Origin of the sequence: Massilia suwonensis, from assembly GCF_042655665.1 — a bacterium.
GTDB classification, from domain to species: domain Bacteria; phylum Pseudomonadota; class Gammaproteobacteria; order Burkholderiales; family Burkholderiaceae_D; genus Telluria; species Telluria suwonensis.
On sequence record NZ_JBHSMR010000013.1, the window covers coordinates 1402928 to 1424001 of the forward strand.

Annotated in this window: 23 protein-coding genes; 5 read left to right on the forward strand and 18 right to left on the reverse strand. The window is 64.0% G+C overall.

The features are described from left to right. Window positions 1-50: 50 nt before the first annotated feature. Window positions 51-2153: a polyribonucleotide nucleotidyltransferase gene (gene pnp, locus ACFPQ5_RS14315; RefSeq protein ID WP_379756735.1), complete on the reverse strand. Its 2103-nt coding sequence runs from the start codon at window positions 2151-2153 to the stop codon at window positions 51-53. A gap of 174 nt (window positions 2154-2327) precedes the next feature. Further along, entirely contained in the window at window positions 2328-2597 is a 270-nt protein-coding gene (gene rpsO, locus ACFPQ5_RS14320) for a 30S ribosomal protein S15 (protein ID WP_136218520.1), read from the reverse strand. 177 nt (window positions 2598-2774) lie between these two features. Between rpsO and ACFPQ5_RS14325 the strand changes: the two genes are divergently transcribed. After that, complete coding sequence (locus tag ACFPQ5_RS14325; RefSeq protein WP_379756739.1) at window positions 2775-3293, forward strand: hypothetical protein; 519 nt, start codon at window positions 2775-2777, stop codon at window positions 3291-3293. 3 nt (window positions 3294-3296) lie between these two features. Here ACFPQ5_RS14325 and ACFPQ5_RS14330 read toward each other — a convergent pair whose 3' ends face one another. From ACFPQ5_RS14330 to ACFPQ5_RS14380, 11 genes are all read right to left on the reverse strand, one after another. Then, window positions 3297-4160 carry an alpha/beta hydrolase gene (locus tag ACFPQ5_RS14330; RefSeq protein ID WP_379756741.1) on the reverse strand — a complete coding sequence of 288 codons (864 nt, stop codon included), beginning with the start codon at window positions 4158-4160 and terminating at the stop codon, window positions 3297-3299. Between the two features lie 70 nt (window positions 4161-4230). Continuing rightward, window positions 4231-5775 carry a 2-isopropylmalate synthase gene (locus ACFPQ5_RS14335; protein WP_379756744.1) on the reverse strand — a complete coding sequence of 515 codons (1545 nt, stop codon included), beginning with the start codon at window positions 5773-5775 and terminating at the stop codon, window positions 4231-4233. A gap of 60 nt (window positions 5776-5835) precedes the next feature. Then, window positions 5836-6699, reverse strand: a complete 864-nt coding sequence (pssA, locus tag ACFPQ5_RS14340; RefSeq protein WP_379756747.1) for a CDP-diacylglycerol--serine O-phosphatidyltransferase — start codon at window positions 6697-6699, stop codon at window positions 5836-5838. Window positions 6700-6841: 142 nt separating this feature from the next. Beyond that, window positions 6842-7603 carry an SIMPL domain-containing protein gene (locus tag ACFPQ5_RS14345; RefSeq protein ID WP_379756750.1) on the reverse strand — a complete coding sequence of 254 codons (762 nt, stop codon included), beginning with the start codon at window positions 7601-7603 and terminating at the stop codon, window positions 6842-6844. Window positions 7604-7727: 124 nt separating this feature from the next. Next, window positions 7728-8744, reverse strand: coding sequence for a ketol-acid reductoisomerase (gene ilvC, locus ACFPQ5_RS14350; protein WP_379756753.1), 1017 nt, complete (start codon window positions 8742-8744; stop codon window positions 7728-7730). Window positions 8745-8902: 158 nt separating this feature from the next. After that, entirely contained in the window at window positions 8903-9394 is a 492-nt protein-coding gene (gene ilvN, locus ACFPQ5_RS14355; RefSeq protein ID WP_379756756.1) for an acetolactate synthase small subunit, read from the reverse strand. Next, window positions 9395-11134: an acetolactate synthase 3 catalytic subunit gene (locus ACFPQ5_RS14360; protein ID WP_379756759.1), complete on the reverse strand. Its 1740-nt coding sequence runs from the start codon at window positions 11132-11134 to the stop codon at window positions 9395-9397. A 515-nt stretch (window positions 11135-11649) separates the two neighbouring features. Continuing rightward, the gene (locus ACFPQ5_RS14365; protein WP_379756763.1) at window positions 11650-12519 is read right to left on the reverse strand and encodes an ABC transporter permease; all 870 of its coding nucleotides are present in this window, start codon (window positions 12517-12519) and stop codon (window positions 11650-11652) included. Further along, window positions 12516-13361, reverse strand: coding sequence for an ABC transporter ATP-binding protein (locus tag ACFPQ5_RS14370; protein ID WP_379756767.1), 846 nt, complete (start codon window positions 13359-13361; stop codon window positions 12516-12518). Before ACFPQ5_RS14370 ends, ACFPQ5_RS14365 begins: the two co-directional genes overlap by 4 nt. Window position 13362: 1 nt before the next feature. Continuing rightward, the gene (locus ACFPQ5_RS14375; protein WP_379756770.1) at window positions 13363-14367 is read right to left on the reverse strand and encodes an ABC transporter substrate-binding protein; all 1005 of its coding nucleotides are present in this window, start codon (window positions 14365-14367) and stop codon (window positions 13363-13365) included. Between the two features lie 13 nt (window positions 14368-14380). Further along, window positions 14381-15256: a TauD/TfdA dioxygenase family protein gene (locus tag ACFPQ5_RS14380; protein ID WP_379756774.1), complete on the reverse strand. Its 876-nt coding sequence runs from the start codon at window positions 15254-15256 to the stop codon at window positions 14381-14383. 219 nt (window positions 15257-15475) lie between these two features. On the opposite strand from ACFPQ5_RS14380, the gene ACFPQ5_RS14385 reads away from it, so the two are divergent. From ACFPQ5_RS14385 to ACFPQ5_RS14400, 4 genes are read left to right on the forward strand one after another with little or no spacing between them, the layout of a single operon-like run. Beyond that, window positions 15476-16045, forward strand: coding sequence for an RNA polymerase sigma factor (locus ACFPQ5_RS14385; protein WP_379756777.1), 570 nt, complete (start codon window positions 15476-15478; stop codon window positions 16043-16045). Continuing rightward, window positions 16042-16443, forward strand: coding sequence for a DUF3619 family protein (locus tag ACFPQ5_RS14390; RefSeq protein WP_379756779.1), 402 nt, complete (start codon window positions 16042-16044; stop codon window positions 16441-16443). Before ACFPQ5_RS14385 ends, ACFPQ5_RS14390 begins: the two co-directional genes overlap by 4 nt. Next, the gene (locus ACFPQ5_RS14395) at window positions 16440-17210 is read left to right on the forward strand and encodes a DUF3106 domain-containing protein (protein WP_379756782.1); all 771 of its coding nucleotides are present in this window, start codon (window positions 16440-16442) and stop codon (window positions 17208-17210) included. Before ACFPQ5_RS14390 ends, ACFPQ5_RS14395 begins: the two co-directional genes overlap by 4 nt. After that, window positions 17197-17724, forward strand: a complete 528-nt coding sequence (locus ACFPQ5_RS14400) for an RDD family protein (protein ID WP_379756785.1) — start codon at window positions 17197-17199, stop codon at window positions 17722-17724. The genes ACFPQ5_RS14395 and ACFPQ5_RS14400 overlap by 14 nt, the downstream gene beginning before the upstream one ends. A 152-nt stretch (window positions 17725-17876) precedes the next feature. On the opposite strand, the gene ACFPQ5_RS14405 is transcribed toward ACFPQ5_RS14400, so the two are convergent. Genes ACFPQ5_RS14405 through fdx form a run of 5 tightly spaced genes read right to left on the reverse strand, consistent with a single transcriptional unit; the run spans window position 17877 to window position 21069 of the window. Continuing rightward, window positions 17877-18608 (reverse strand): rRNA pseudouridine synthase, encoded by a 732-nt coding sequence (locus ACFPQ5_RS14405; RefSeq protein WP_379756788.1) that lies wholly within the window; start codon window positions 18606-18608, stop codon window positions 17877-17879. Continuing rightward, on the reverse strand, window positions 18608-19627 hold the full coding sequence (ltaE, locus tag ACFPQ5_RS14410; protein WP_379756791.1) for a low-specificity L-threonine aldolase: 1020 nt from the start codon (window positions 19625-19627) through the stop codon (window positions 18608-18610). The genes ACFPQ5_RS14405 and ltaE overlap by 1 nt, the downstream gene beginning before the upstream one ends. A 17-nt stretch (window positions 19628-19644) precedes the next feature. After that, entirely contained in the window at window positions 19645-20535 is an 891-nt protein-coding gene (locus tag ACFPQ5_RS14415; protein ID WP_379756794.1) for a class I SAM-dependent methyltransferase, read from the reverse strand. Next, entirely contained in the window at window positions 20522-20716 is a 195-nt protein-coding gene (gene iscX / locus ACFPQ5_RS14420; RefSeq protein ID WP_379756797.1) for a Fe-S cluster assembly protein IscX, read from the reverse strand. Before iscX ends, ACFPQ5_RS14415 begins: the two co-directional genes overlap by 14 nt. 11 nt (window positions 20717-20727) lie before the next feature. After that, window positions 20728-21069, reverse strand: a complete 342-nt coding sequence (gene fdx, locus ACFPQ5_RS14425; protein ID WP_193684995.1) for an ISC system 2Fe-2S type ferredoxin — start codon at window positions 21067-21069, stop codon at window positions 20728-20730. Between the last annotated feature and the right edge of the window lie 5 nt (window positions 21070-21074).

The following is a 21074-nucleotide window of genomic DNA, read 5'->3' on the forward strand; positions in this document are numbered from 1 at the left end:
AAAACCGCCAGGCTTGCGCACTGGCGGTTTTGTGTTGGAACGGGCAGTGATTACTGCGCCGCGCCTTCCACAGGATCGGCAGCCTTCATCGACAGCTTCAGGCGGCCGCGCTCGTCGGTCTCGAGGACCTTCACGCGCACTTGCTGGCCTTCCTTCAGGTAGTCGGCGACGGCGTTCACACGCTCGTTGGCGATCTGCGAGATGTGCAGCAGGCCGTCCTTGCCCGGCATGACTTGCACGATGGCGCCGAAGTCCAGCAGCTTGAGCACGGTGCCGTCGTAGGTCTTGCCCACTTCGACCGAGGCGGTCAGCTCTTCGATGCGGCGCTTGGCTTCCTGGCCGGCGGCAGCGTCGACCGATGCGATGGTCACGACGCCTTCGTCGGTGATGTCGATCTGGGTGCCGGTTTCTTCAGTCAGCGCGCGGATGACGGCGCCGCCCTTGCCGATCACGTCACGGATCTTCTCAGGGTTGATCTTGATGGTGATCAGGCGTGGGGCGAAGTCCGACAGTTCGGTCTTCACGGTCGGCACGGCCTTCTGCATCTCGCCCAGGATGTGCTGGCGGGCTTCCTTGGCTTGCGCCAGCGCCACCTGCATGATTTCCTTGGTGATGCCCTGGATCTTGATGTCCATCTGCAGCGCGGTGATGCCTGCGGTGGTACCGGCGACCTTGAAGTCCATGTCGCCCAGGTGGTCTTCGTCACCCAGGATGTCGGTCAGGACGGCGAACTTGCCGCCTTCCTTGATCAGGCCCATGGCGATGCCGGCGACGTGCGCCTTCATCGGCACGCCGGCGTCCATCAGTGCCAGGCAGCCGCCGCAGACCGATGCCATCGACGAGGAACCGTTCGATTCGGTGATTTCCGACACCAGGCGCACCGAGTAGCTGAACTCTTCCGGCGACGGCAGGGCTGCGACCAGCGCGCGCTTGGCCAGGCGGCCGTGACCGATTTCGCGGCGCTTCGGGGTGCCCACACGGCCGGTTTCGCCGGTGGCGAACGGAGGCATGTTGTAGTGCATCATGAAGTCGTCGGTGTACTCGCCCATCAGCGCGTCGATCTTCTGGCTGTCGCGGGCGGTGCCGAGGGTGGCGATGACCAGCGCCTGGGTTTCACCGCGGGTGAACAGGGCCGAGCCGTGGGTACGCGGCAGCACGCCGGTGCGGATCTCGATCGGACGCACGGTGCGGGTGTCGCGGCCGTCGATGCGCGGCTCGCCTTCCAGGATCTGCGATCGAACAACCTTGGCTTCCATGTCGAACAGGATGTTGCCGACGTCGGCCGCATTCGCGTCGACGCCCTGCTCCGCCAGGGCGGCCATGACTTCCGACGACAGCGACTTCAGCTTTTGCTGGCGTGCCGACTTTTCGCGGGTCTGGTAGGCTTCGCGCACTTTGGCCGAGGCCAGCTCGGACACCTGGGCGATCAGGGTTTCGTTCTTGGCCGGGGCGGTCCATTCGACTTCCGGCTTGCCGCCTTCTTCGACCAGGGCGTGGATCGCGTCGATGACGGCGCGCATCTGGTCGTGGCCGTAGACGACCGCGCCCAGCATGATTTCTTCGGACAGCTGCTGCGCTTCGGATTCGACCATCAGCACGGCGGTTTCGGTGCCGGCGACGACCAGGTCCATCTGCGAGGTTTTCAGCTGGGTGGTGGTCGGGTTCAGGATGTATTGGCCGTTGGCGTAGCCGACGCGGGCGGCGCCGATCGGGCCGTTGAACGGGATGCCGGCGATGCACAGGGCGGCCGAGGCGCCGATCATCGACGGGATGTCCGGATCGATTTCAGGGTTGACCGACAGCACGTGGATGATGACCTGGACTTCGTTCAGGTAGCCTTCCGGGAACAGCGGGCGGATCGGACGGTCGATCAGGCGCGAGGTGAGCGTTTCTTTTTCGGAAGGACGGCCTTCGCGCTTGAAGAAACCGCCCGGGATTTTACCGGCAGCATACGTTTTTTCGATGTAATCGACGGTCAGCGGGAAGAAGTCCTGGCCCGGCTTGGCATCCTTCTTGGCGACGACGGTGGCCAGCACGACGGTATCTTCGACCGACACGATGACGGCGCCGGAAGCTTGACGGGCGATTTCACCGGTTTCCAGGGTGACGGTGTGTTGACCGTACTGGAAGGTCTTCGTAACTTTATTAAACATTGGTAATCCCTTTCTATTTGCCGACAGATTTTCAGGAGCTGTCGTTCACCTCACCGCAGACGGTCCCGGGGACCGCCTTTACTACGTGTTTCTATGGACGGCGCAAACAAAAAATGCCCGCGACAGTTGGACTGACGCAGGCATTTCGTGACTTCAAGCCGTCTGGCGCAAAAATTACTTACGCAGGCCGAGCTTGGCGATCAGGTCGCGGTAACGGTTCAGGTCTTTGCGCTTCAGGTAGGCCAGCAGGCTCTTACGGCGGTTGACCATCATGATCAGGCCGCGGCGGGAGTGGTGGTCTTTCTGGTGGGCTTTGAAGTGGCCGTTCAGTTCGTTGATGCGTGCGGTCAGCAGTGCGACCTGGACTTCCGGCGAACCGGTATCGTTCTGGCCACGTGCGTTGTCGGCGATGATGGCCGACTTGTTGATGTTTTCAACGGTCATGATGTTACCTTTCACATGCGGTGCAAGAGTCGGAACCCAGCGCACCGTGATTTGATTAAAAAAACCTGCCCTTGCGGACAGACCCGCCAGTATATGCGAAAACGGATGGCATCACCAGCATTTGCTGGCCCCGATCTCCTCCATAATGGGGTTTTCGGGCCCCTTGCGGAGGATTTCATGAACAAAATGATCAGAACGACAAGCCTTTGCGCCGCCCTCGCCTTGTCCGCCTCCCTGGCCGGCTGCGCCGGGCCGATCTTCAAGGAAACGCCGCGCCTGGGCGACCCGCTTGCCGCCGTCACCACCAAGCTGGGGCAGCCGACGGCGGCCTATCCCCTCCCCGACGGCGGCCAGAACCTGGAATACGCCACCGCCCCCTTCGGCCAGTTCACGTTCATGGCCCACATGGGGCCGGACGGCCGGCTGCTCTCCTACGAGCAGGTGCTCACCGGCGAAAAGTTCGCCACCATCAAGGTCGACCAGGCCAACAAGGGCGATGTCCTGCGCACGATCGGGCGTCCGGCCGAGATCTCTCACGTGCACCTGCGCAACTACGAGGTCTGGTCGTATCGTTACAAGGAGGCGGGCGTATGGAATTCGCTGATGCACGTGCACTTCGACCAGCAGGGTATCGTGCGGCAGATGATGAATGGGCCGGATCCGATGTTCGACGTGCGCGACCGCAAGGGCTGGTAGGACTCAGTTGTCTCCGTCGCTGCGCACGAAGCGTTCCACCGCATCGAGCGTCGGCGCCAGTCCCTTCAGCGAATTCGACAGCGACGCGACCAGCGTCGCATGGCCGACGCCGTCGACGTACAGTTCGCGTACCGGCACGTGATAGGCGCGCAGCTTCGCCGCCATGCCGCCGGTATTGCGCGCAGGGTTCACGACACTGTCCTTGTTCGCGGCAATCAGCAGCGCAGGCGGAGCGGATGCACTCACGTGATTGACCGGCTGCGAATCCGGCGGCGTGTCGGGCGCATTGAAGACCGGTTGCGTCGTGCGGTTGGTGACGGGCAGGAAGTCGTAGGGGCCGGCCAGGCCGATCCAGCCGCGCAGCAGCTTCGGGTCCAGGCCCTCTTTCCCCAGCCAGCGCGGATCGAGCGCCAGCATCGCCGCGTTGTAGGCGCCGGCGCTGTGGCCCATCAGGAAGATGTGCTGCGGATCGCCGCCATAGCGGGCGATCTCGCGCACGGTCCAGGCGACGGCGCCGGCCCCGTCGAGCAGGAAGTCGGGATAGCGCACTTGCGGGTACAGCCGGTAGTCGGGCACTACGACGACGAAGCCGCGCGCCGCCAGTGCGCGGCCGACGAAGGCGTAATCTTCGCGCTTGCCGCTGACCCAATTACCACCGAAGAAGAAGACGATGACGGGGGCGTTTTCTAGGCCTGCCACAGGCCGGTAAACGTCGAGCATGTTGCGCGCGTCGCTGCCGTAGCGGATGGCGGAGCTGGCCTGGACGCTGCCGGCCGGCGAGACGGCGTTCACCAGCGACAGCGGCGAGCAGGCGGACAGCAATCCGGCCAGGGCGACGGCGGCGATGCACAGGATGAGCTTGTTCATGCGCCGAGTATGGGGCCGGGCCGGCAGGCGTGGCGCACCCGAGCGGCGTGCACCCGCCGCGATTTGCCGTTCAGAGCTGCGGGTGCGCTTTTTCGACCTTGGAATGCAGCTTGTTCAGGCCCGACAGATACGCCTTCGCCGAGGCCACGACGATATCCGGATCCGCCCCCACCCCGTTCACGATCCGCCCCTGGCGCGACAGGCGCATCGTCACCTCGCCCTGCGACTCGGTGCCGTTGCTGATCGCATTGATCGAGAAGAGAATCAGGTCCGCGCCCGTCTTGGCCTGGCTTTCGATGGCGTTCACGGTCGCATCGACCGGACCGTCGCCGCTGCCCTCGCAGGTGTATTCGGTGCCGTCGATCGCGAACACGACCCGCGCATGCGGCAGTTCTCCGGTCTCCGAACGCTGCGCCAGCGAGACGAAGCGGAAGGTCTCGCCTTCCTGCGCGTGGTCCTCGGCCGACACCAGCGCCATGATGTCCTCGTCAAAAATCTCGCTCTTGCGGTCGGCCAGCTCCTTGAAGCGGGCGAAGGCGGCATTCACTTCCGCTTCCGATTCCAGGTCGATGCCCAGTTCCTGCAAGCGCGCCTTGAAGGCGTTGCGGCCCGAGAGCTTGCCGAGCACGATTTTATTGGCATGCCAGCCGACGTCTTCGGCGCGCATGATCTCGTAGGTTTCGCGCGCCTTCAAAATGCCGTCCTGGTGGATGCCGGAAGCGTGGGCAAAGGCATTCGCGCCGACCACCGCCTTGTTCGGCTGCACCGCAAAGCCCGTGATCTGCGAGACCATTTTAGAAGCCGGCACGATCTGCGTGGTGTCGATGCCGACGCTGAGCTTGTAGTAGTCGGCGCGGGTGCGCAGCGCCATCACGACTTCTTCCAGCGCCGTGTTCCCCGCCCGTTCGCCCAGGCCGTTGATGGTGCACTCGATCTGGCGCGCGCCGCCGATGGCGACGCCGGCCAGCGAGTTGGCGACTGCCAGGCCCAGGTCGTTATGGCAGTGCACCGACCAGATGGCCTTGTCGGAGTTCGGCACGCGCTCGCGCAGGCGGCGGATGGTTTCGCCGAAGACTTCGGGCGTGGCGTAGCCGACGGTGTCGGGGAAGTTGATGGTGGTCGCGCCTTCGGCGATCACGGCTTCCAGCACGCGGCACAGGAAGTCCTCTTCCGAGCGGCTGCCGTCTTCGGGCGAGAACTCGATGTCGTCGGTGTGGTTGCGGGCATAGCGGATCGCCAGCTTGGCTTGCTCCAGCACCTGCTCCGGCTCCATGCGCAGCTTCATCTGCATGTGTAGCGGCGAGGTCGCGATGAAAGTGTGGATGCGCTTGCGGGCGGCAGGTTGCAACGCTTCGGCGGCGCGGGCGATGTCGCGGTCGTTGGCGCGCGAGAGCGAGCAGATGGTGGAATCGCGCACGACGCTGGCGATGGCGCGGATGGCCTCGAAGTCGCCCGGGGAAGCGGCGGCGAAGCCGGCTTCGATGACGTCCACGCGCAGGCGTTCGAGCTGGCGCGCGATGCGGACTTTTTCGTCCTTGGTCATCGAGGCGCCCGGCGATTGCTCGCCGTCGCGCAGGGTGGTGTCGAAAATGATAAGACGATTCGGGTCGAACATGATGCACTCCGGTTGGCGCTGGTTAGTAAAGAGCGCCGCCCGGTCGACCCTGGCGGGGACCTACCGGCGCTCGCTGTCTTCGATCGGTTCGTCGGTCGGAATGATGCTGACCCGCTTGCCGCGGGCGCGCTGCAGCACGAACACCACATAGCCCGACAAACCGTACACTACAAAAATCGGCCACAGGACTTTCGGCGGATCGATCGCCACCAGCGCGAAGCCGAGGGCAATCAGGAACACCACGATGAACGGTACCGACTTGCGGAAGTTCACGTCCTTGAAGCTATAAAACGGCACGTTCGACACCATCGTCAGGCCGGCGAACACCGCGATGCACCAGCTCACCCAGTCCACCTGGCGCGCGCTGATGTTGATGTCCGGGTCGGTCATGAACATGATGAAACCGACCACCAGCGCCGCCGCCGCCGGGCTGGGCAAGCCCTGGAAGAAGCGCTTGTCCACTACCTCGATGTTGGTGTTGAAGCGCGCCAGGCGCAGCGCCGCGCCGGCGCAGTAGACAAACGCCGCAATCCAGCCCAGTTTGCCCAAACCGCGCAGCGACCATTCATAGATCACCAGCGCCGGCGCCGCCCCAAACGAGACCATGTCCGACAGGCTGTCGTACTGCGCGCCGAACTCCGACTGCGTATTCGTCAGGCGCGCCACGCGCCCGTCCAGCCCGTCCAGGATCATGGCGATGAACACGGCCCAGCAGGCGTGCTCGAAGCGCTGGTTCATCGCCATCACGATCGCGTAGAAACCGCAGAACAGTGCGCCGGTCGTGAAGGCGTTCGGCAGCAGATAAATGCCGCGGCCGCGCTTGCCCTGCCGGTCTTCGGCACGGCGGCCGAAGCGCTTCAGGCGGGCAAATCGTGGCGCGCGGGGCGCTGTTCCATTTTTCTTACGTCGTGGAAAGGCTGGCATAAGGTTCCGTATTCAAATAGTGTTTGCGCGCTGTTACATACTGCACGCCGTTGCCACCATTATAGAGGCGGGAACGGCATGTTAGCGAACGGATACTATTGGAATCCATATCAGCAAACGGTGTCGCCGCTGAGATGGCTTCTTACTTGAACTTCACCTTGCCTACCAGACGCATTTGCAACGTTGTTTCTCCTGGTTCAAAACTTGGTTCCGACATCGCGTCGTCCGCCGTCTTCATGCGCGGGGCAGCCGCCATCATCTGCATTTCCGGACGGCCGCCATAATTGCCCGAACCCTCGAAATCGACCGTGTCGATCACCGCATCCGCCGGATTGCGGCCCATTGCGCGCGCGATCGAGACGATGCGCTCGTTCAGGTTGCGGTAGGTCTCGGCAATCCGCTGGTCATCCAGCTTCTTCTCGGTCGCGGGCGCCAGGCCGAAGTTGATCCCATTGATCTGCAATACCTTCTGCGCCGCGGCTGCGGTCTTCGGCAGCTCGGCCAGGCTGGTCGTCTTCACCTCCAGGTACTGCCCGACGCGCCAGCCCGACGGCACCGGCTTCACGGGCGTACGGCTGGCCGGCAGCGGCTGCACCGGCGGCTCCGGGTAGACCGGGTAGGTGTAATAACCCTGGGTCTTCAGCTCGGCCTTCGGATCGGCGCGACGCACGATCTCGGTGCCCTCCTTCATCTTGCGGTTGACGCGGGCGGCCGCTGCCGCCTTATCCTTGTCGAATTCCTCGACGGCGAAGGTGACGGTCGCCTCGTCGTTGGCGTGGCGCACTTCGCCGTTGGCCGGCACGATGACCATCGTGCCGGAGGTGCTTGGTGCGGGCAGCGTCTGCGCGCCGGCGTGGGCTGCCAGCACCAGGCTGGTGATGATGAACAGTTTTGGAAGGGACATGGTTTCTCCAGAGCTAAGTAAAGTGGCATTACTTATACGATACCGTCGTGTTCCATTCCATCGTGATTTTGTAATGGAAAGTTGCAACTGATATCGGCTCCTTACGAAACCTGTCCCTCCGTGATCAGTTCTTCGACTGGTCCACCAGCTTGTTTTTCGCGATCCACGGCATCATCGCGCGCAGCTTGGCGCCGACTTCCTCGATCTGGTGCTCGCTGGTCAGGCGGCGGCGCGAGATCAGGGTCGGGGCGCCGGCCTTGTTCTCGAGGATGAAGCTCTTCGCGTACTCGCCGGTCTGGATGTCCTTCAGGCACTGCTTCATCGCCTCTTTCGTCGCCGAGGTGACGACTTTCGGACCGGTCACGTACTCGCCGTATTCGGCGTTGTTCGAGATCGAGTAGTTCATGTTGGCGATGCCGCCTTCGTAGATCAGGTCGACGATCAGCTTGAGCTCGTGCAGGCACTCGAAGTAGGCCATTTCCGGCGCGTAGCCCGCTTCGACCAGGGTCTCGAAACCGGCCTTGATCAGCTCGACGGTACCGCCGCACAGCACGGCCTGTTCGCCGAACAGGTCGGTCTCGGTCTCTTCGCGGAAGTTGGTCTCGATGATGCCGGCGCGGCCGCCGCCGTTGGCCATCGCATACGACAACGCGATGTCGCGTGCGGCGCCGGACTTGTCCTGGTAGACGGCGACCAGGTGCGGCACGCCGCCGCCGCCCTTGTAGGTGCTGCGCACGGTGTGGCCCGGCGCTTTGGGGGCGATCATGATGACGTCGAGGTCGGCGCGCGGCACGACCTGGCCGTAGTGGACGTTGAAGCCGTGGGCAAAGGCGAGCACGGCGCCCTGCTTCGCGTTCGGCTCGACGTTTTCCTTGTAGACCTGGGCGATGTTCTCGTCCGGCAGCAGGATCATGATGATGTCGGCGTTCTTGACCGCTTCGTCGACCTCGGCAACCTTCAGGCCGGCCTGCTCGACCTTGTTCCAGGAAGCGCCGCCGCGGCGCAGGCCGACGGTGACGTTGACGCCCGATTCGGACAGGTTCTGGGCGTGCGCGTGGCCTTGCGAGCCGTAGCCGATGATGGCGACGTTCTTGCCTTTGACGAGGGAGAGGTCGCAGTCTTTGTCGTAGAAAACTTTCATGGTCATTCCTTTGTTTTATGTTCGTTGTGTGCGGGCGTTACGCGTGGGCGGCGCCGGCGTTTCGTGTTATTCAATCGGAGCGGTGGAGCCGCCCACCCTACGTCGTCATCGTAGTCAGCAACGTAGGGTGGGCGCCCCGTGCCCACCAAATCGATGCATCAGACTTTCAGGATGCGTTCGCCGCGGCCGATGCCGGAGCCGCCGGTACGGACGGTTTCGAGGATCGAGGCGCGGTCGATGGCGTCGATGAACGCGTCGAGCTTGCTCTTGGCGCCGGTCAGTTCGATCGTGTAGCTCTTCTCGGTGACGTCGATGATGCGGCCGCGGAAGATGTCGGCGGTGCGCTTGATCTCTTCGCGCTCCTTGCCGACCGCCCGCACCTTGATCAGCATGAGCTCGCGCTCGATGTGCTGGCCCTCGGTCAGGTCGACCACTTTCACCACTTCGATCAGGCGGTTCAGGTGCTTGGTGATCTGCTCGATGATGTCGTCCGAGCCGGAAGTCACGATCGTCATGCGCGACAGGGTCGCGTCTTCGGTCGGCGCCACGGTCAGCGTTTCGATGTTGTAGCCGCGTGCCGAGAACAGGCCCACCACGCGCGACAGGGCGCCGGCTTCGTTCTCCAGGAGAACCGAGATGATGTGTCTCATTTACAGGTCCTCCGATCCGAGCAGCATTTCAGACAGGCCCTTGCCGGCCTTGACCATCGGCCAGACGTTCTCGCTCTGGTCGGTGATGAAGTTCATGAAGACCAGGCGGTCTTTCATGGCAAAGGCTTCGCGCAGCGAGCCCTCGACGTCGCCCGGCTTTTCGATGCGCATGCCGACGTGACCATAGGCCTCGGCCAGCTTCTCGAAGTCCGGTAGCGAGTCCATGTACGACTCGGAATAGCGCGAGCCGTAGTCGATCTGCTGCCACTGGCGCACCATGCCCAGGAAGCGGTTGTTCAGGAGGATGATCTTCGGCGTCAGGTGATACTGCTTGCAGGTCGCGAGCTCCTGGATGCACATCTGGATCGAGCCTTCGCCCGTCACGCAGGCGACCGTCGCATCCGGGTTCGCCATCTGCACGCCCATCGCGTACGGCAGGCCGACGCCCATCGTGCCCAGGCCACCGGAATTGATCCAGCGGCGCGGCTTGTCGAAGGGGTAGTACTGCGCGGCCCACATCTGGTGCTGGCCGACGTCGGAGGTGATGAAGGCGTCGCCCTTGGTCACCTGCCACAGCTTTTCGATGACGGACTGCGGCTTGATGACGAGATCGGAGGACTCGTACTTCAGGCACTCGCGGCCGCGCCATTCCTGGATCTGCTTCCACCAGTCGCGCAGCGCGTCCGGGTTGGAGCGGGTGCTGCCGGCGGCATCGAGCTGGGCCAGGAATTCGGTCAGCACTTCCTTGACGTTGCCGACGATCGGGATGTCGACCTTGACCCGTTTCGAGATCGAGGACGGATCGATGTCGATGTGGATGATCTTGCGCGGATGGCTGGCGAAGTGCTTCGGATTGCCGATCACGCGGTCGTCGAAGCGGGCGCCGATCGCGATCAGGACGTCGCAGTGCTGCATCGCCATGTTCGCCTCATACGTGCCGTGCATGCCGGGCATGCCGACGAAGCGGTCGTCGGTCGAACGCGAACCGCCCAGGCCCATCAGGGTGTTGGTGATCGGCGCGCCGAGCTTGTCGACCAGGCGATTCAGCTCGTTCGAGGCATTGGCCAGGATCACGCCGCCGCCCGCATAGATCATCGGACGCTCGGCGCTCTGCAGCAATTGCACGGCCTTGCGGATCTGGCCGGTATGGCCCTTGTCCACCGGTTTATAGGAGCGCATCTCGATTTCGCGCGGATACTCGAACATGCATTTGTGCATGCTGATGTCCTTCGGGATATCGACCAGCACCGGGCCGGGACGGCCGGTACGGGCAATGAAGAAGGCTTTCTTCAGCGTCGAAGCCAGCTCCTTGACGTCTTTGACCAGGAAGTTGTGCTTGACCACGGGGCGGGTGATGCCGACCGTGTCGCATTCCTGGAAGGCATCCTGGCCGATCGCATGGCTCGGCACCTGGCCGCTGATCACGACCATCGGGATCGAGTCCATGTAGGCGGTCGAGAGGCCGGTGACGGCATTGGTAACGCCCGGACCGGAGGTGACGATGGCGACGCCGACGGTGTTCGAGCTGCGCGAATAGGCGTCGGCCGCGTGCACGGCTGCCTGTTCGTGGCGGACCAGCACATGCTGGAATTTGTCTTGCTGGAAGATGGCGTCGTAGATGTACAGCACCGCGCCACCGGGATAGCCGAAGACGTGTTTGACGCCCTCCTCGGCCAGGCAACGCACGACGATTTCAGCGCCGGTGATCGGCCCTGACGGTGTATCAACCGCGTTATTCATGAATCATTCCTTTCAAGACCCAGAGGGAGATTGATCGGATGCTCTTTCCTAACGAGGTGCGATTTGCCCCACAGCGCCTTCAGCTTCCCTTCTTTCTGCGCGCACACTGGACTCCCGGTATCAATAGATACCTTCGGAACAGCGCTGAACGCAACTCGTTTGGCTGAGTGTCTGTAGCGGCTCGACGCATCTCTCGCGCTTTTGGCGCGGGTTGGAGCAAACTGCCTACAAATGAAAGCGTGTCATGCCGAACGGGCCTTGTGTGCGCGTCTGACTGACTCTGAAGCTTCGGGGGTGCAAAGCGTGAGGAACACCTTACTGCGTTGCACCATTTTGGTCAAGATAAAAAATAGAAAAGACAATACGCACCGTTGCAGTGCGTATTTATCGGGAGATCGTGCGGTGCAGCGATGAGGTCGGTTGTGCGGGTGTGCGGACGGTGACGGCGGGCATGCCCGCCTTACGGCAGCGTAACGTAGGGCGGGCATGCCCGCCGTTCGTACCGTCGCGTACCACTACCGCTCCATCCCCCACTTCCGTACGGTCACCCGCTCCAATGTCTGGAACACGACATGCTCGACAAGCAAGCCGATAATGATCACCGCTGCCAGCCCCGCAAACACCTTGTCGGTGAACAACTCATTGCGGCTCTGGAAAATAAACCACCCCAGCCCGCCCTGACCCGAGGTCGTCCCGAACACCAGTTCCGCCGCAATCAGCGTGCGCCAAGCAAACGCCCAGCCGATCTTCAAGCCCGACAAAATCGCCGGCAACGCCGCCGGAATCAAAATCTGCAGCACCAGCCGCAAGCCCCCGAGCCCATAGTTCCGCCCCGCCATGCGCAGCGTCTCCGGCACCGCGCGAAAACCGGCGCAGGCATTCAAGGTCAGCGGCCACAGCACCGAATGCATCAGCACCATGATCAGGCTGCCTTTACCGAGCCCGAACCACAGCAGCGCCAGCGGCAGCAGGGCGATCGCCGGCAGCGGATTGAACATCGAGGTCAGCGTCTCGATCAGTTCGCGCCCGACGCGGTTCGACACGGCCAGCCAGGTCAGCAGGAATGCCCCGGCCACGCCCATCGCATAGCCCTGCAGCAGGGTTGCGAACGAGACGCCGATGTAGCCGAACAGCTCGCCCGACGCCAGTCCCTCAACCAGGGCGCAGCCGGTCTGCACAAAAGTAGGCAGCAGCAAGTCGTTGTCGTACCAGCGCGCGACCACTTCCCAGATCGCGGCCAGCACCAGCAGGATGCCGGCCTTGCGCAGCCAGGTCAGATCGAGACGCGTCGCTGCCGGCTCCGCAGCCGAGGTGCCGCCCGCCTGCGGCAAGGCCAGCGCCAGCTCGTATTCGGGACGAATCGGCGGATCCTTGAACGCGTTCATGCGTGCACCTGCAGGGCGGTGTGAGCGGGAGCGACGCGCGGCGCAACCACGCCTGAAGCATCACCGAACAGCAGCCGGTGAATGCGCTCGTTCGCCGCCTGGAACTCGGGACTGCCCGCGCTCTTCAAATCGAACTGGTGGCTGTTGAGTTCCGCGCGCACCCGGCCCGGATGAGGGCTCAGCAGGAGGATACGGTTACCCACCACCAGCGCTTCCTCGATCGAGTGGGTCACGAACAGCATCGTAAAACCGATCTCTTCCCACAGGCTCTGCAGCTGTTCCTGCATGGTGCGCCGGGTGAGCGCGTCGAGCGCCGCGAAGGGTTCGTCCATCAGGAGAATGTCCGGCTGCATGGCCAGTGCCCGCGCGATCGCGACGCGCGCCTTCATCCCGCCCGAGAGCGTGTGCGGATAGGCTTCGGCAAAGCGCGCCAGCCCGACCTTGCCCAGCCAGTGGCGCGCGCGCTCGCGCGCCTCTGCCTTGTTCACGCCGCCCGCCAGCAGCGGAAACATGACGTTGCTCTCCACCGTCTTCCAGGGCGGCAACTGGTCGAATTCCTGGAACACGACGATGCGGTCCGGCCCCGGCCCCGTGATCGGCTTGCCGCCGAGGCGCAGGCTGCCGGCGCGCGGCGCGATGAAGCCGCCGACCGCTTTCAACAAGGTCGACTTGCCGCAGCCCGAAGGCCCGAGCAGCACGAAGCGGTCGCCCCGGTGCACCTCGAAGCTGACGTCCTCGGTGGCGCGCACGATGCCCTGCACGCCCTTGTATTCGATGGTCACGTGCTCGGCGCGCAGCAGCGGGCCCGTGGGCGGCACGACCTGTAATGGTGGGGCATTCATGTCAGCTCCCCGAGGCCAGCGCCGGATGCTCGAAAAAGTAGTCTTTCCAGCTCTCCGGCTTCTTCTTGATCGCCCCGACCTCGTGCAGGAATTGCGCCAGGCCCAGCGTATTTTGCGGCGCCACCTTGAACTGCACCTTCGGATCCTTGATCACCTTGATCAGGAGCGCGCGGTCGATATTGCCCTTGTTCACGCGCAGGTAGGCGTCGGCCGCCGCTTCCGGATTGGTCGAGGCCAGCTGCGCCGCCTCCACCAGGGCGTCGAGGAAGGCCCTATACGTCTTCGGATTCTCCTTCACATACTTTTCGGTGGCGTACAGCACGGTCGCCGAGGCCGGGCCGCCCAGCACCTGATAGGAATCGAGCACGATCTTCGCCTTTGGATTGCCGGCCAATTCCTGCTCCTGGAAGGGAGGATTGGCGAAGTGGGCGTTGATTTCGGTGCCGCCGGCGATCACGGCGGCGGCTGCGTCCGGATGCGGCACGGCCTGGGTGTACGAATCGAGCTTCTTGAACTGGCCCTGGCCCCATTGTTTGGCGGACGCCATCTGCAGGATGCGCGCCTGCACCGAGACAGTCACGGCGGGCAGCGCGATGCGGTCCTTCGGTCCGAAATCGGCGATCGACTTCACGGCCGGGTTAGTGCTGATCAGGTAATAGGGAAAATTGCCGAGCGAGGCGACAGCACGCACGTTCTGGCGGCCAGCGGTGCGGTCCCAGATCGTCATCAGAGGGCCGAGACCGGCGCCGACCACGTCCACGGAATTGGACAGCAGCGCATCGTTGACGGCCGCGCCGCCCGAGAGCTTGACCCAGTCGACGTCGATGTCGACGCCCTGCTTCTTGCCGTGCTTTTCGATCAGCTTCTGGTCCTGGGCCACATTCAGCAGCAGGTAGACGACGCCGAACTGCTCGGCGATGCGGATCTTGCCTTCGGCGTGCGCGGCGGGGACGGCGGCGACCAGGGAGGCTGCGACCAGCGCAGCGGCGATATTCTTGATGTTCATGGATTCTCCTGGTTCAGAACGGGACGTCGCCCGCGATCGTGGTGCGGTACAGCTTGCGACGCTGGTCTTCCGGGCAGCCGGCGGCCAGGTGCAGCAGCGAGCGGTTGTCCCAGAACACCATGTCGTGCGGGCGCCACTGGTGGCGGTAGATGAATTCGGGTTTGGTCGAATGCTCGAACAGGGCATCGAGCAGTTCGCGGCTGCGCACCTCCGGAATGTCGAGGATGCGGGTGGTGAAATGCTCGCTGACGAACAGCGCGCGGCGGCCCGTCTCCGGATGGGTGCGCACCACCGGCTGGCGCACCGGCACCACTTCGTCGATCTGGGCCTGGGTCAGGGCCGGACGCCAGGGATTTAGCTTGCGCAAGTCTTCGTAGCGCGCCAGGTAGCTGTGCTCGGCCTGCAGGTGTTCGACTTCGCGCTGCAGCTCGGGCGCCAGCGTGTCCCAGGCCAGGTGCTGGTTGGCGAACAGGGTGTCGCCGCCCTCTTCCGGCAATTCCTGCGCGTGCAGCATCGAACCCAGGCTGGGTACGGCTTTATAGGACAGGTCGGAATGCCAGTAGTGGCCGGCGTCGCCCAGGCCGATCGGCTGGCCGTTCTCGCGGATGTTGGAGATGACCAGCACTTCCGGCTGGGTCGGCAGCTGGAACTGGCGCAGCACGTGGATCTGCAGCTCGCCGAAGCGGCGCGAGAATTCCACCTGCTGGGCCGGGGTGATGCGGGTGTCGCGGAAGACCAGCACGTGGTGGTCGAGGTGGGCGCGGTGGACGCGAGCGAGGTCGGCGGTGCCGAGCGGGCGGGACAGGTCGAGGCCGAGCACTTCGGCGCCGAGCGGGGCGTTCAGGGGCCGGATGTCGAAATCCTGGCGGGCGGCGTTATCGAGAGGCATGGTAGCTAAGCTGAGTCAATCGTGGGTTCAGGTTAGCCAGCCGCTACCCTGGCGACAACGAATGATTTCGAGGATCGACATATGATTTTTGAAACTTCGCTGCCGCGGCAGGCGCGACACTGAGCAATTACGATGCATACCGCGTGTATTTTTGCTAGGATTCGTGGGTTTTCCATAAAGCATGGGCCAAGTACCCGCGCGCATCACCCTCCTCATCGCATGGCGACAGACAAAGAACTAGGCGACTTCCTCGAGAATGTCGAGCGGCGGGCGTTCAAGCAGGCCGTGTACGCGGTGCGCAAGGACGAGGCGGCGCTCGACATCGTGCAGGACGCGATGATCAAGCTCGCCGAGAAATACGGCGACAAGCCTGCCGCCGAACTGCCGATGCTGTTCCAGCGCATCCTGCAGACCACCATCCTCGATTACTTCCGCCGCGAAAAGGTGCGCAACACCTGGGTCAGCCTCTTCTCTGGCCTCGGCCGGCGGGAAGGAAGCGATGAGGACTTTGATATACTCGAAGCGTATGAAGCGGAGGAAGGTTCGGCCGCGGCCGAGTCCACGATGGACCAGGCAGAACGTGCACAAACCTTGCAGCTGATCGAAGCGGAGATACAAAAGCTCCCGGCGCGTCAACGCGAAGCCTTCCTTATGCGTTACTGGCAGGATATGGACGTGGCCGAGACGGCCGCGGCGATGGGATGCTCGGAGGGTAGCGTCAAGACGCACTGCTCCCGCGCGACGCACGCCCTAGCCGACGCCCTGCGGGCCAAGGGAATACAACTATGAATACCGACGACATCAACCTGGCGTACAAGATACGCCACGCCCTGAACGACAACCTCGACGCGCTGCCGGCTTCGACCACCGAGCGCCTGGCCGCCGCGCGCGCCATCGCGCTGTCGCGCAAGAAGGCCGACGCGCCGGTCCAGCAGCCGCGCAAGAGCCGCCGCTTCTTCGATGTCGACTTCCATTTCTCCGGCGCCGGCCTCGGACGCCTCGGCGTGGCCATTCCCCTGCTGGCGCTGGTCGTCGGCCTGGGCGGGCTGTACCAGTATGAACAGCAGCAGCGCATCGCCGAACTGGCCGAGCTCGACGCCGCCGTGCTGGCCGACGAACTGCCGCTGACGGCCTACCTCGACCATGGCTTCAATGCCTACCTGGAGTCGCAACAGCGCCAGCAATGAGGACACCTCCTTCCAAGCCCCGCCGCCTCGGCTGGATCGCCGCGGTGGCGGCGCTGCTGGCCGGCCTGGCGGCCTGGGCCATCTGGCAGTACGCCGATGACGCGGGCCCTGCCGGCGCACCGGCACGGAGCGCTTCCGCGAATGCGCCCGGCAACGCCGCCATCAAGAACGCACGCGCCCTTGACAAGCCCCTGTGGCGCGAACTCTCGCCGGCCCAGCAGGCCGCGCTCGAACCCCTGCATCCGGAATGGGACGCGATGGACGGGGTGCGCAAGAAGAAATGGCTGGAGATGTCGCGCCGCTTCGCCTCGATGAACCCGACCGAACAAGGCCGCGTGCACGAACGCATGCGCCAGTGGATGCGCCTGACGCCCGAACAGCGCAACCTGGCGCGCGAGAACTACAACAAGGCGCGCAAGCTGGCACCGGGCGACAAGGCCGCCACGTGGGAAAGCTACAAGCAGCTCACGCCCGGCGAGAAGCAGCGCCTGGCGGCGGCGCGCAAGAACGCGGCCCCCGCCAACAGCCCGGCCGCCGCCAGCAACATGATCGTCACGCCGACCAGCTGCCCGGCCGGCACCACGCGCCGCGGCGCTTCCTGCATTTCGCTCGAGCCGCCTGCGGCAATCCCGACCGCGCCGGCAATTACCCAGCCGGCGCCTGTGCCGGCTCCCGTACCGACGCCGCCGCCGGCCGCCGCACCCGCACCGGCTGCTCCCGCCACCCAACCTCTAGCCGCGCCCACGCCTTCGAATGCAAACGGATAACGCTTCTGCAGCTCCCCTCATCGGCACCCCGACCGTCAAGCGCCGCTTCATTGCGATGGTTTATGAAGCCTTTCTCCTGATCGCGGTGGAGGCGCTGGCGGTGTTCATCTACATCTTCGTGACCGGGAATCGGCAGGAACCGGCTTATCGCGCCGGGTTGATGGTGTTCCTGTTCCTGGTGACGGCGGCCTATTTCGTGCATGCATGGAGCGGGAGCGGGTTTACGCTGGCGATGAAGACCTGGCGGATCAAGGTGGTGAAGGTGGGTTCGTCGAAGGTGCCGTTCAGGAATGCGGCGGTGCGCTACTTGCTGGCCTGGGGCTGGTTCGCGCCGGCGCTGTTGATTGGCGGCTTGATGGACCTGCACCATTTCAAGGAATGGGCGCTCGTGCTGGTGCTGGGCTTGATCGCCTGGGGGCTGACGGCGTTTCTGGACAAGGACCGGCAGTTCCTGCATGACCGGATTGCGGGGACGCGCTTGATTGCGTTGCCGAAGGTGGGGAAGAAGAAGTAACAGGCTTTTTGGCGCTGTAAACGCGTGGAGTCGGGACTCCACCCTACGATTCGTGGCTATACGCAGGGTGGAGTCCCGACTCCACGCGTTTCGTACGTTTGCCGTTCGTAGGGTGGGCATTCCATGCCCGCGCGGTAGGGCCCAGGCAAACCTCAGAAGCGTTCGTAGTCCGTCAGATAGCGCCACTGCCCCACCGGCAACCCACCCATCGACATCCGGCCCACCCGCAAGCGCTTGATGTCGGTCACGGTGAGACCCACCGCCGCGCACATGTGCTCGATCTGCCCGGGCCGCACGCCCTTGGCCGCAAAGCGCAGCCGCCCTTCGCTCTGCCAGCTGACCTTCATCGGATTGACCGGCTTGCCATTGAACGTCAAACCATGGTTCAGCAGCGCCAGCCCGCCCTCCTGGATCCCGCCCGACACATCGACCACATACTCGTGCTCGACCCGCTCGCCATCGTCCAGCAGCTTGCGCACGACGCGGAAGTCCTGCGAGTAGACCAGCAGCCCGCTGGCATCGGTCTCCAGCGGCGTGCACAAGGTCAGGCGCGCCAGGTGTCGTTTCAGGAAGCGTGGCTGCCCATGTCCTGACACAAGCGTATCGGCTGAGAGACACTCCAGCGCATTCGCACCGCGCACACCGACGCCCGAATTCATCCCGGACGGCTTGTGCAGCAGGATGGTCACCGGCGGCGCCTCCTGCGAACTGGCGCCCGGCAGCAGCACGACGGCCTGCGCCGGCGTCACCCGCGTGGCGGGATCTTCGACCACGGCGCCGTCGACGCTGACGCCGCCATTCGCGATGTAGCGCTCGGCCTCCGCGCGCGAACAGCCTGCCAGTTCGGCCACACGCTTGGCCAGGCGGATTCCGTCTTCACTCATCAGGCGCGCCAGTCCTGGAAGAAGGTCTTGAAAGCCGCGACGACCTTGTCGACGTCGGCGCGCGCGATATCCAGGTGGGTCACCAGGCGCGTGCGCGGGCCGATCGAGGCGCGGATGCCCTGCCCGGCCAGATGGGCGCTCAGCGGTGCGCAGCCGGCCGCCGGGATGTCCATCCAGAAGATGTTGGTCTGCGGGGTGCCGACGCTCAGAGCATCGATCTCGGCCAGGCCGCGTGCCAGCACGGCCGCGTTCTCGTGGTCTTCCGCCAGGCGCTGCACGTTGTGCTCGAGCGCGTGATGCGCCGCTGCCGCCAACACGCCGGCCTGGCGCATGCCGCCGCCCAGCATCTTGCGCCAGCGCTTGCCCTGCTCGATAAAGGCCTTCGGTCCCAGCAGCACCGAACCGACCGGCGCGCCCAGGCCCTTCGACAGGCAGACCGAGACCGTATCGAAGCCTTTCACCACTTCGCGCAGGCTGATGTTTTGTTTCACCGCCGCGTTGGCGACGCGCGCGCCGTCGAGGTGCGTCGCCAGGCCTTTCGCATGCGCCAGCGAAGTCGCGGCAGCGATGTAGTCCTGGCCCAGCACGCGGCCGCCGATCGTGTTTTCCAGCGCCAGCAGGCGGGTACGCGCGAAGTGCATGTCGTCGGGCTTGATGTAGGCCTCGATGTCGGCCAATGCGATGCTGCCGTCCGCCTGGTTCGCGATCGGCTGCGGCTGGATCGAGCCCAGCACCGCAGCGCCGCCGCCTTCGTACTTGTAGGTGTGCGCTTCCTGGCCGACCAGGTATTCGTCGCCGCGGCCGCAGTGCGTCATCAGCGCGATCAGGTTGGTTTGCGTGCCGCTCGGCGCGAACATGCCGGCTTCGTAGCCGAACAAATCGGCCGCGTAGTCCTGCAGGCGGTTCACGGTCGGGTCGTCGGCATACACGTCGTCGCCGACTTCGGCGGCGGCCATCGCGGCGCGCATGGCGTTCGACGGTTGGGTGACGGTGTCGCTACGCAGGTCGATCCACTTCATGTTTTCGCTCATTTGTCTCAGTCGTTGGTTACGGCGTCAGCTTGCGAGGAATAAAAACGCTGGCCCATCTCTTCCAGGCCCAGCGTGGACAGCACTTCCTGCAGGCGCTCGCCCGGACGGCGGCGCGGCAGGTTTTTATAGGTGGCCACGATCAGCTCGTTTTTCATCGAGTGCTCCCAGCCCACCAGTTCGGTGACGGTCACTTCGTAGCCGTGCGCTTCCAGCTGCAGGCAGCGCAGCACGTTGGTCACCTGGCTGCCGAATTCGCGCGTGTGGATCGGGCGGCGCCAGATTTCGGTCAGCGGGCTTTTCAGGTCGCGGCCCTTGTTCTTGCGCAGGACCGAGGCGACTTCCGCCTGGCAGCACGGCACCAGCACCATGTGCTTCGCCTTCTTCTTCAGCGCGAAGTCGATGGCGTCATCGGTGGCCGTGTTACAGGCGTGCAGCGCGGTGACGATGTCGATCGTCTCGGGAAGCTTGTCGGATGTGGTCGATTCCGCCACCGACAGCGGCAGGAAGGACATGTTGTCGAAACCCAGGCGGGCCGCCAGTTCGGTCGATTTCGCGACCAGCTCGTCGCGCGTTTCGATGCCGTAGATGTGCGAGGCGTCCTGCAGGCCCTTGAAAAACAGGTCGTACAGGATGAAGCCGAGGTAGGACTTGCCGGCGCCATGGTCGACCAGCGAGACGGCGCCCTTCTCCGCGCGCACGTCGTTCACCAAAGGCTCGATGAAGTTGATCAGGTGGTAGACCTGCTTCAGCTTCCTGCGGCTGTCCTGGTTGAGTTTCGCGTCGCGCGTGAGGATGTGCAGTTCCTTGAGCAGTTCGATCGACTGTCCGGGACGTACCTCTGGCGGCAGCTCCGGCGCTGCCGGGGCCTTGATATTCGTTTGCTTAGCGTGCTTCATCGATCCATGCTGCCTGAATGGCTTCCAGTACGCGCTCGCCGCCGCGCGTGCGGTCGTCGTCGAAGCCTTCGAGTTCGACGACCCAGTTGTGCAGGTCCACGAAGCGCACCGTGCCTGGGTCTACGTCCGGGTACTGTTCGTACAGTGCTTCGGCGATCTCGGTCACGTCGGTCCACTTCATGGCAGTCCCCGTTAGTGGTTCTTTTCGGCTGCGTGGTTGATCGTGTACTTCGGGATCTCGACCACGAGGTCCTCGTCGGCCACGATGGCCTGGCAGGACAGGCGCGAATTCGGCTCCAGGCCCCAGGCCTTGTCGAGCATGTCTTCTTCTTTTTCTTCCTGCTCGTTCAGCGAGTCGAAGCCTTCGCGCACGATCACGTGGCAGGTGGTGCAGGCGCAGACGCGGTCGCAGGCGTGTTCGATCTCGATGTCGTTTTCCAGCATGACGTCGCAGACGGATTTGCCGCTTGGTGCTTCCAGGACGGCGCCGTCGGGGCAGAAGACCGGGTGGGGCAGGATGACGATTTGTGGCACTTTAT

Coding starts and splice junctions, on each gene's coding strand:
- pnp (WP_379756735.1), bottom strand. CDS start 2,153: ATGTTTAATAAAGTTACGAAGACCTTCCAGTACGGTCAACACACCGTC.
- rpsO (WP_136218520.1), bottom strand. CDS start 2,597: ATGACCGTTGAAAACATCAACAAGTCGGCCATCATCGCCGACAACGCA.
- ACFPQ5_RS14325 (WP_379756739.1), top strand. CDS start 2,775: ATGAACAAAATGATCAGAACGACAAGCCTTTGCGCCGCCCTCGCCTTG.
- ACFPQ5_RS14330 (WP_379756741.1), bottom strand. CDS start 4,160: ATGAACAAGCTCATCCTGTGCATCGCCGCCGTCGCCCTGGCCGGATTG.
- ACFPQ5_RS14335 (WP_379756744.1), bottom strand. CDS start 5,775: ATGTTCGACCCGAATCGTCTTATCATTTTCGACACCACCCTGCGCGAC.
- pssA (WP_379756747.1), bottom strand. CDS start 6,699: ATGCCAGCCTTTCCACGACGTAAGAAAAATGGAACAGCGCCCCGCGCG.
- ACFPQ5_RS14345 (WP_379756750.1), bottom strand. CDS start 7,603: ATGTCCCTTCCAAAACTGTTCATCATCACCAGCCTGGTGCTGGCAGCC.
- ilvC (WP_379756753.1), bottom strand. CDS start 8,744: ATGAAAGTTTTCTACGACAAAGACTGCGACCTCTCCCTCGTCAAAGGC.
- ilvN (WP_379756756.1), bottom strand. CDS start 9,394: ATGAGACACATCATCTCGGTTCTCCTGGAGAACGAAGCCGGCGCCCTG.
- ACFPQ5_RS14360 (WP_379756759.1), bottom strand. CDS start 11,134: ATGAATAACGCGGTTGATACACCGTCAGGGCCGATCACCGGCGCTGAA.
- ACFPQ5_RS14365 (WP_379756763.1), bottom strand. CDS start 12,519: ATGAACGCGTTCAAGGATCCGCCGATTCGTCCCGAATACGAGCTGGCG.
- ACFPQ5_RS14370 (WP_379756767.1), bottom strand. CDS start 13,361: ATGAATGCCCCACCATTACAGGTCGTGCCGCCCACGGGCCCGCTGCTG.
- ACFPQ5_RS14375 (WP_379756770.1), bottom strand. CDS start 14,367: ATGAACATCAAGAATATCGCCGCTGCGCTGGTCGCAGCCTCCCTGGTC.
- ACFPQ5_RS14380 (WP_379756774.1), bottom strand. CDS start 15,256: ATGCCTCTCGATAACGCCGCCCGCCAGGATTTCGACATCCGGCCCCTG.
- ACFPQ5_RS14385 (WP_379756777.1), top strand. CDS start 15,476: ATGGCGACAGACAAAGAACTAGGCGACTTCCTCGAGAATGTCGAGCGG.
- ACFPQ5_RS14390 (WP_379756779.1), top strand. CDS start 16,042: ATGAATACCGACGACATCAACCTGGCGTACAAGATACGCCACGCCCTG.
- ACFPQ5_RS14395 (WP_379756782.1), top strand. CDS start 16,440: ATGAGGACACCTCCTTCCAAGCCCCGCCGCCTCGGCTGGATCGCCGCG.
- ACFPQ5_RS14400 (WP_379756785.1), top strand. CDS start 17,197: ATGCAAACGGATAACGCTTCTGCAGCTCCCCTCATCGGCACCCCGACC.
- ACFPQ5_RS14405 (WP_379756788.1), bottom strand. CDS start 18,608: ATGAGTGAAGACGGAATCCGCCTGGCCAAGCGTGTGGCCGAACTGGCA.
- ltaE (WP_379756791.1), bottom strand. CDS start 19,627: ATGAAGTGGATCGACCTGCGTAGCGACACCGTCACCCAACCGTCGAAC.
- ACFPQ5_RS14415 (WP_379756794.1), bottom strand. CDS start 20,535: ATGAAGCACGCTAAGCAAACGAATATCAAGGCCCCGGCAGCGCCGGAG.
- iscX (WP_379756797.1), bottom strand. CDS start 20,716: ATGAAGTGGACCGACGTGACCGAGATCGCCGAAGCACTGTACGAACAG.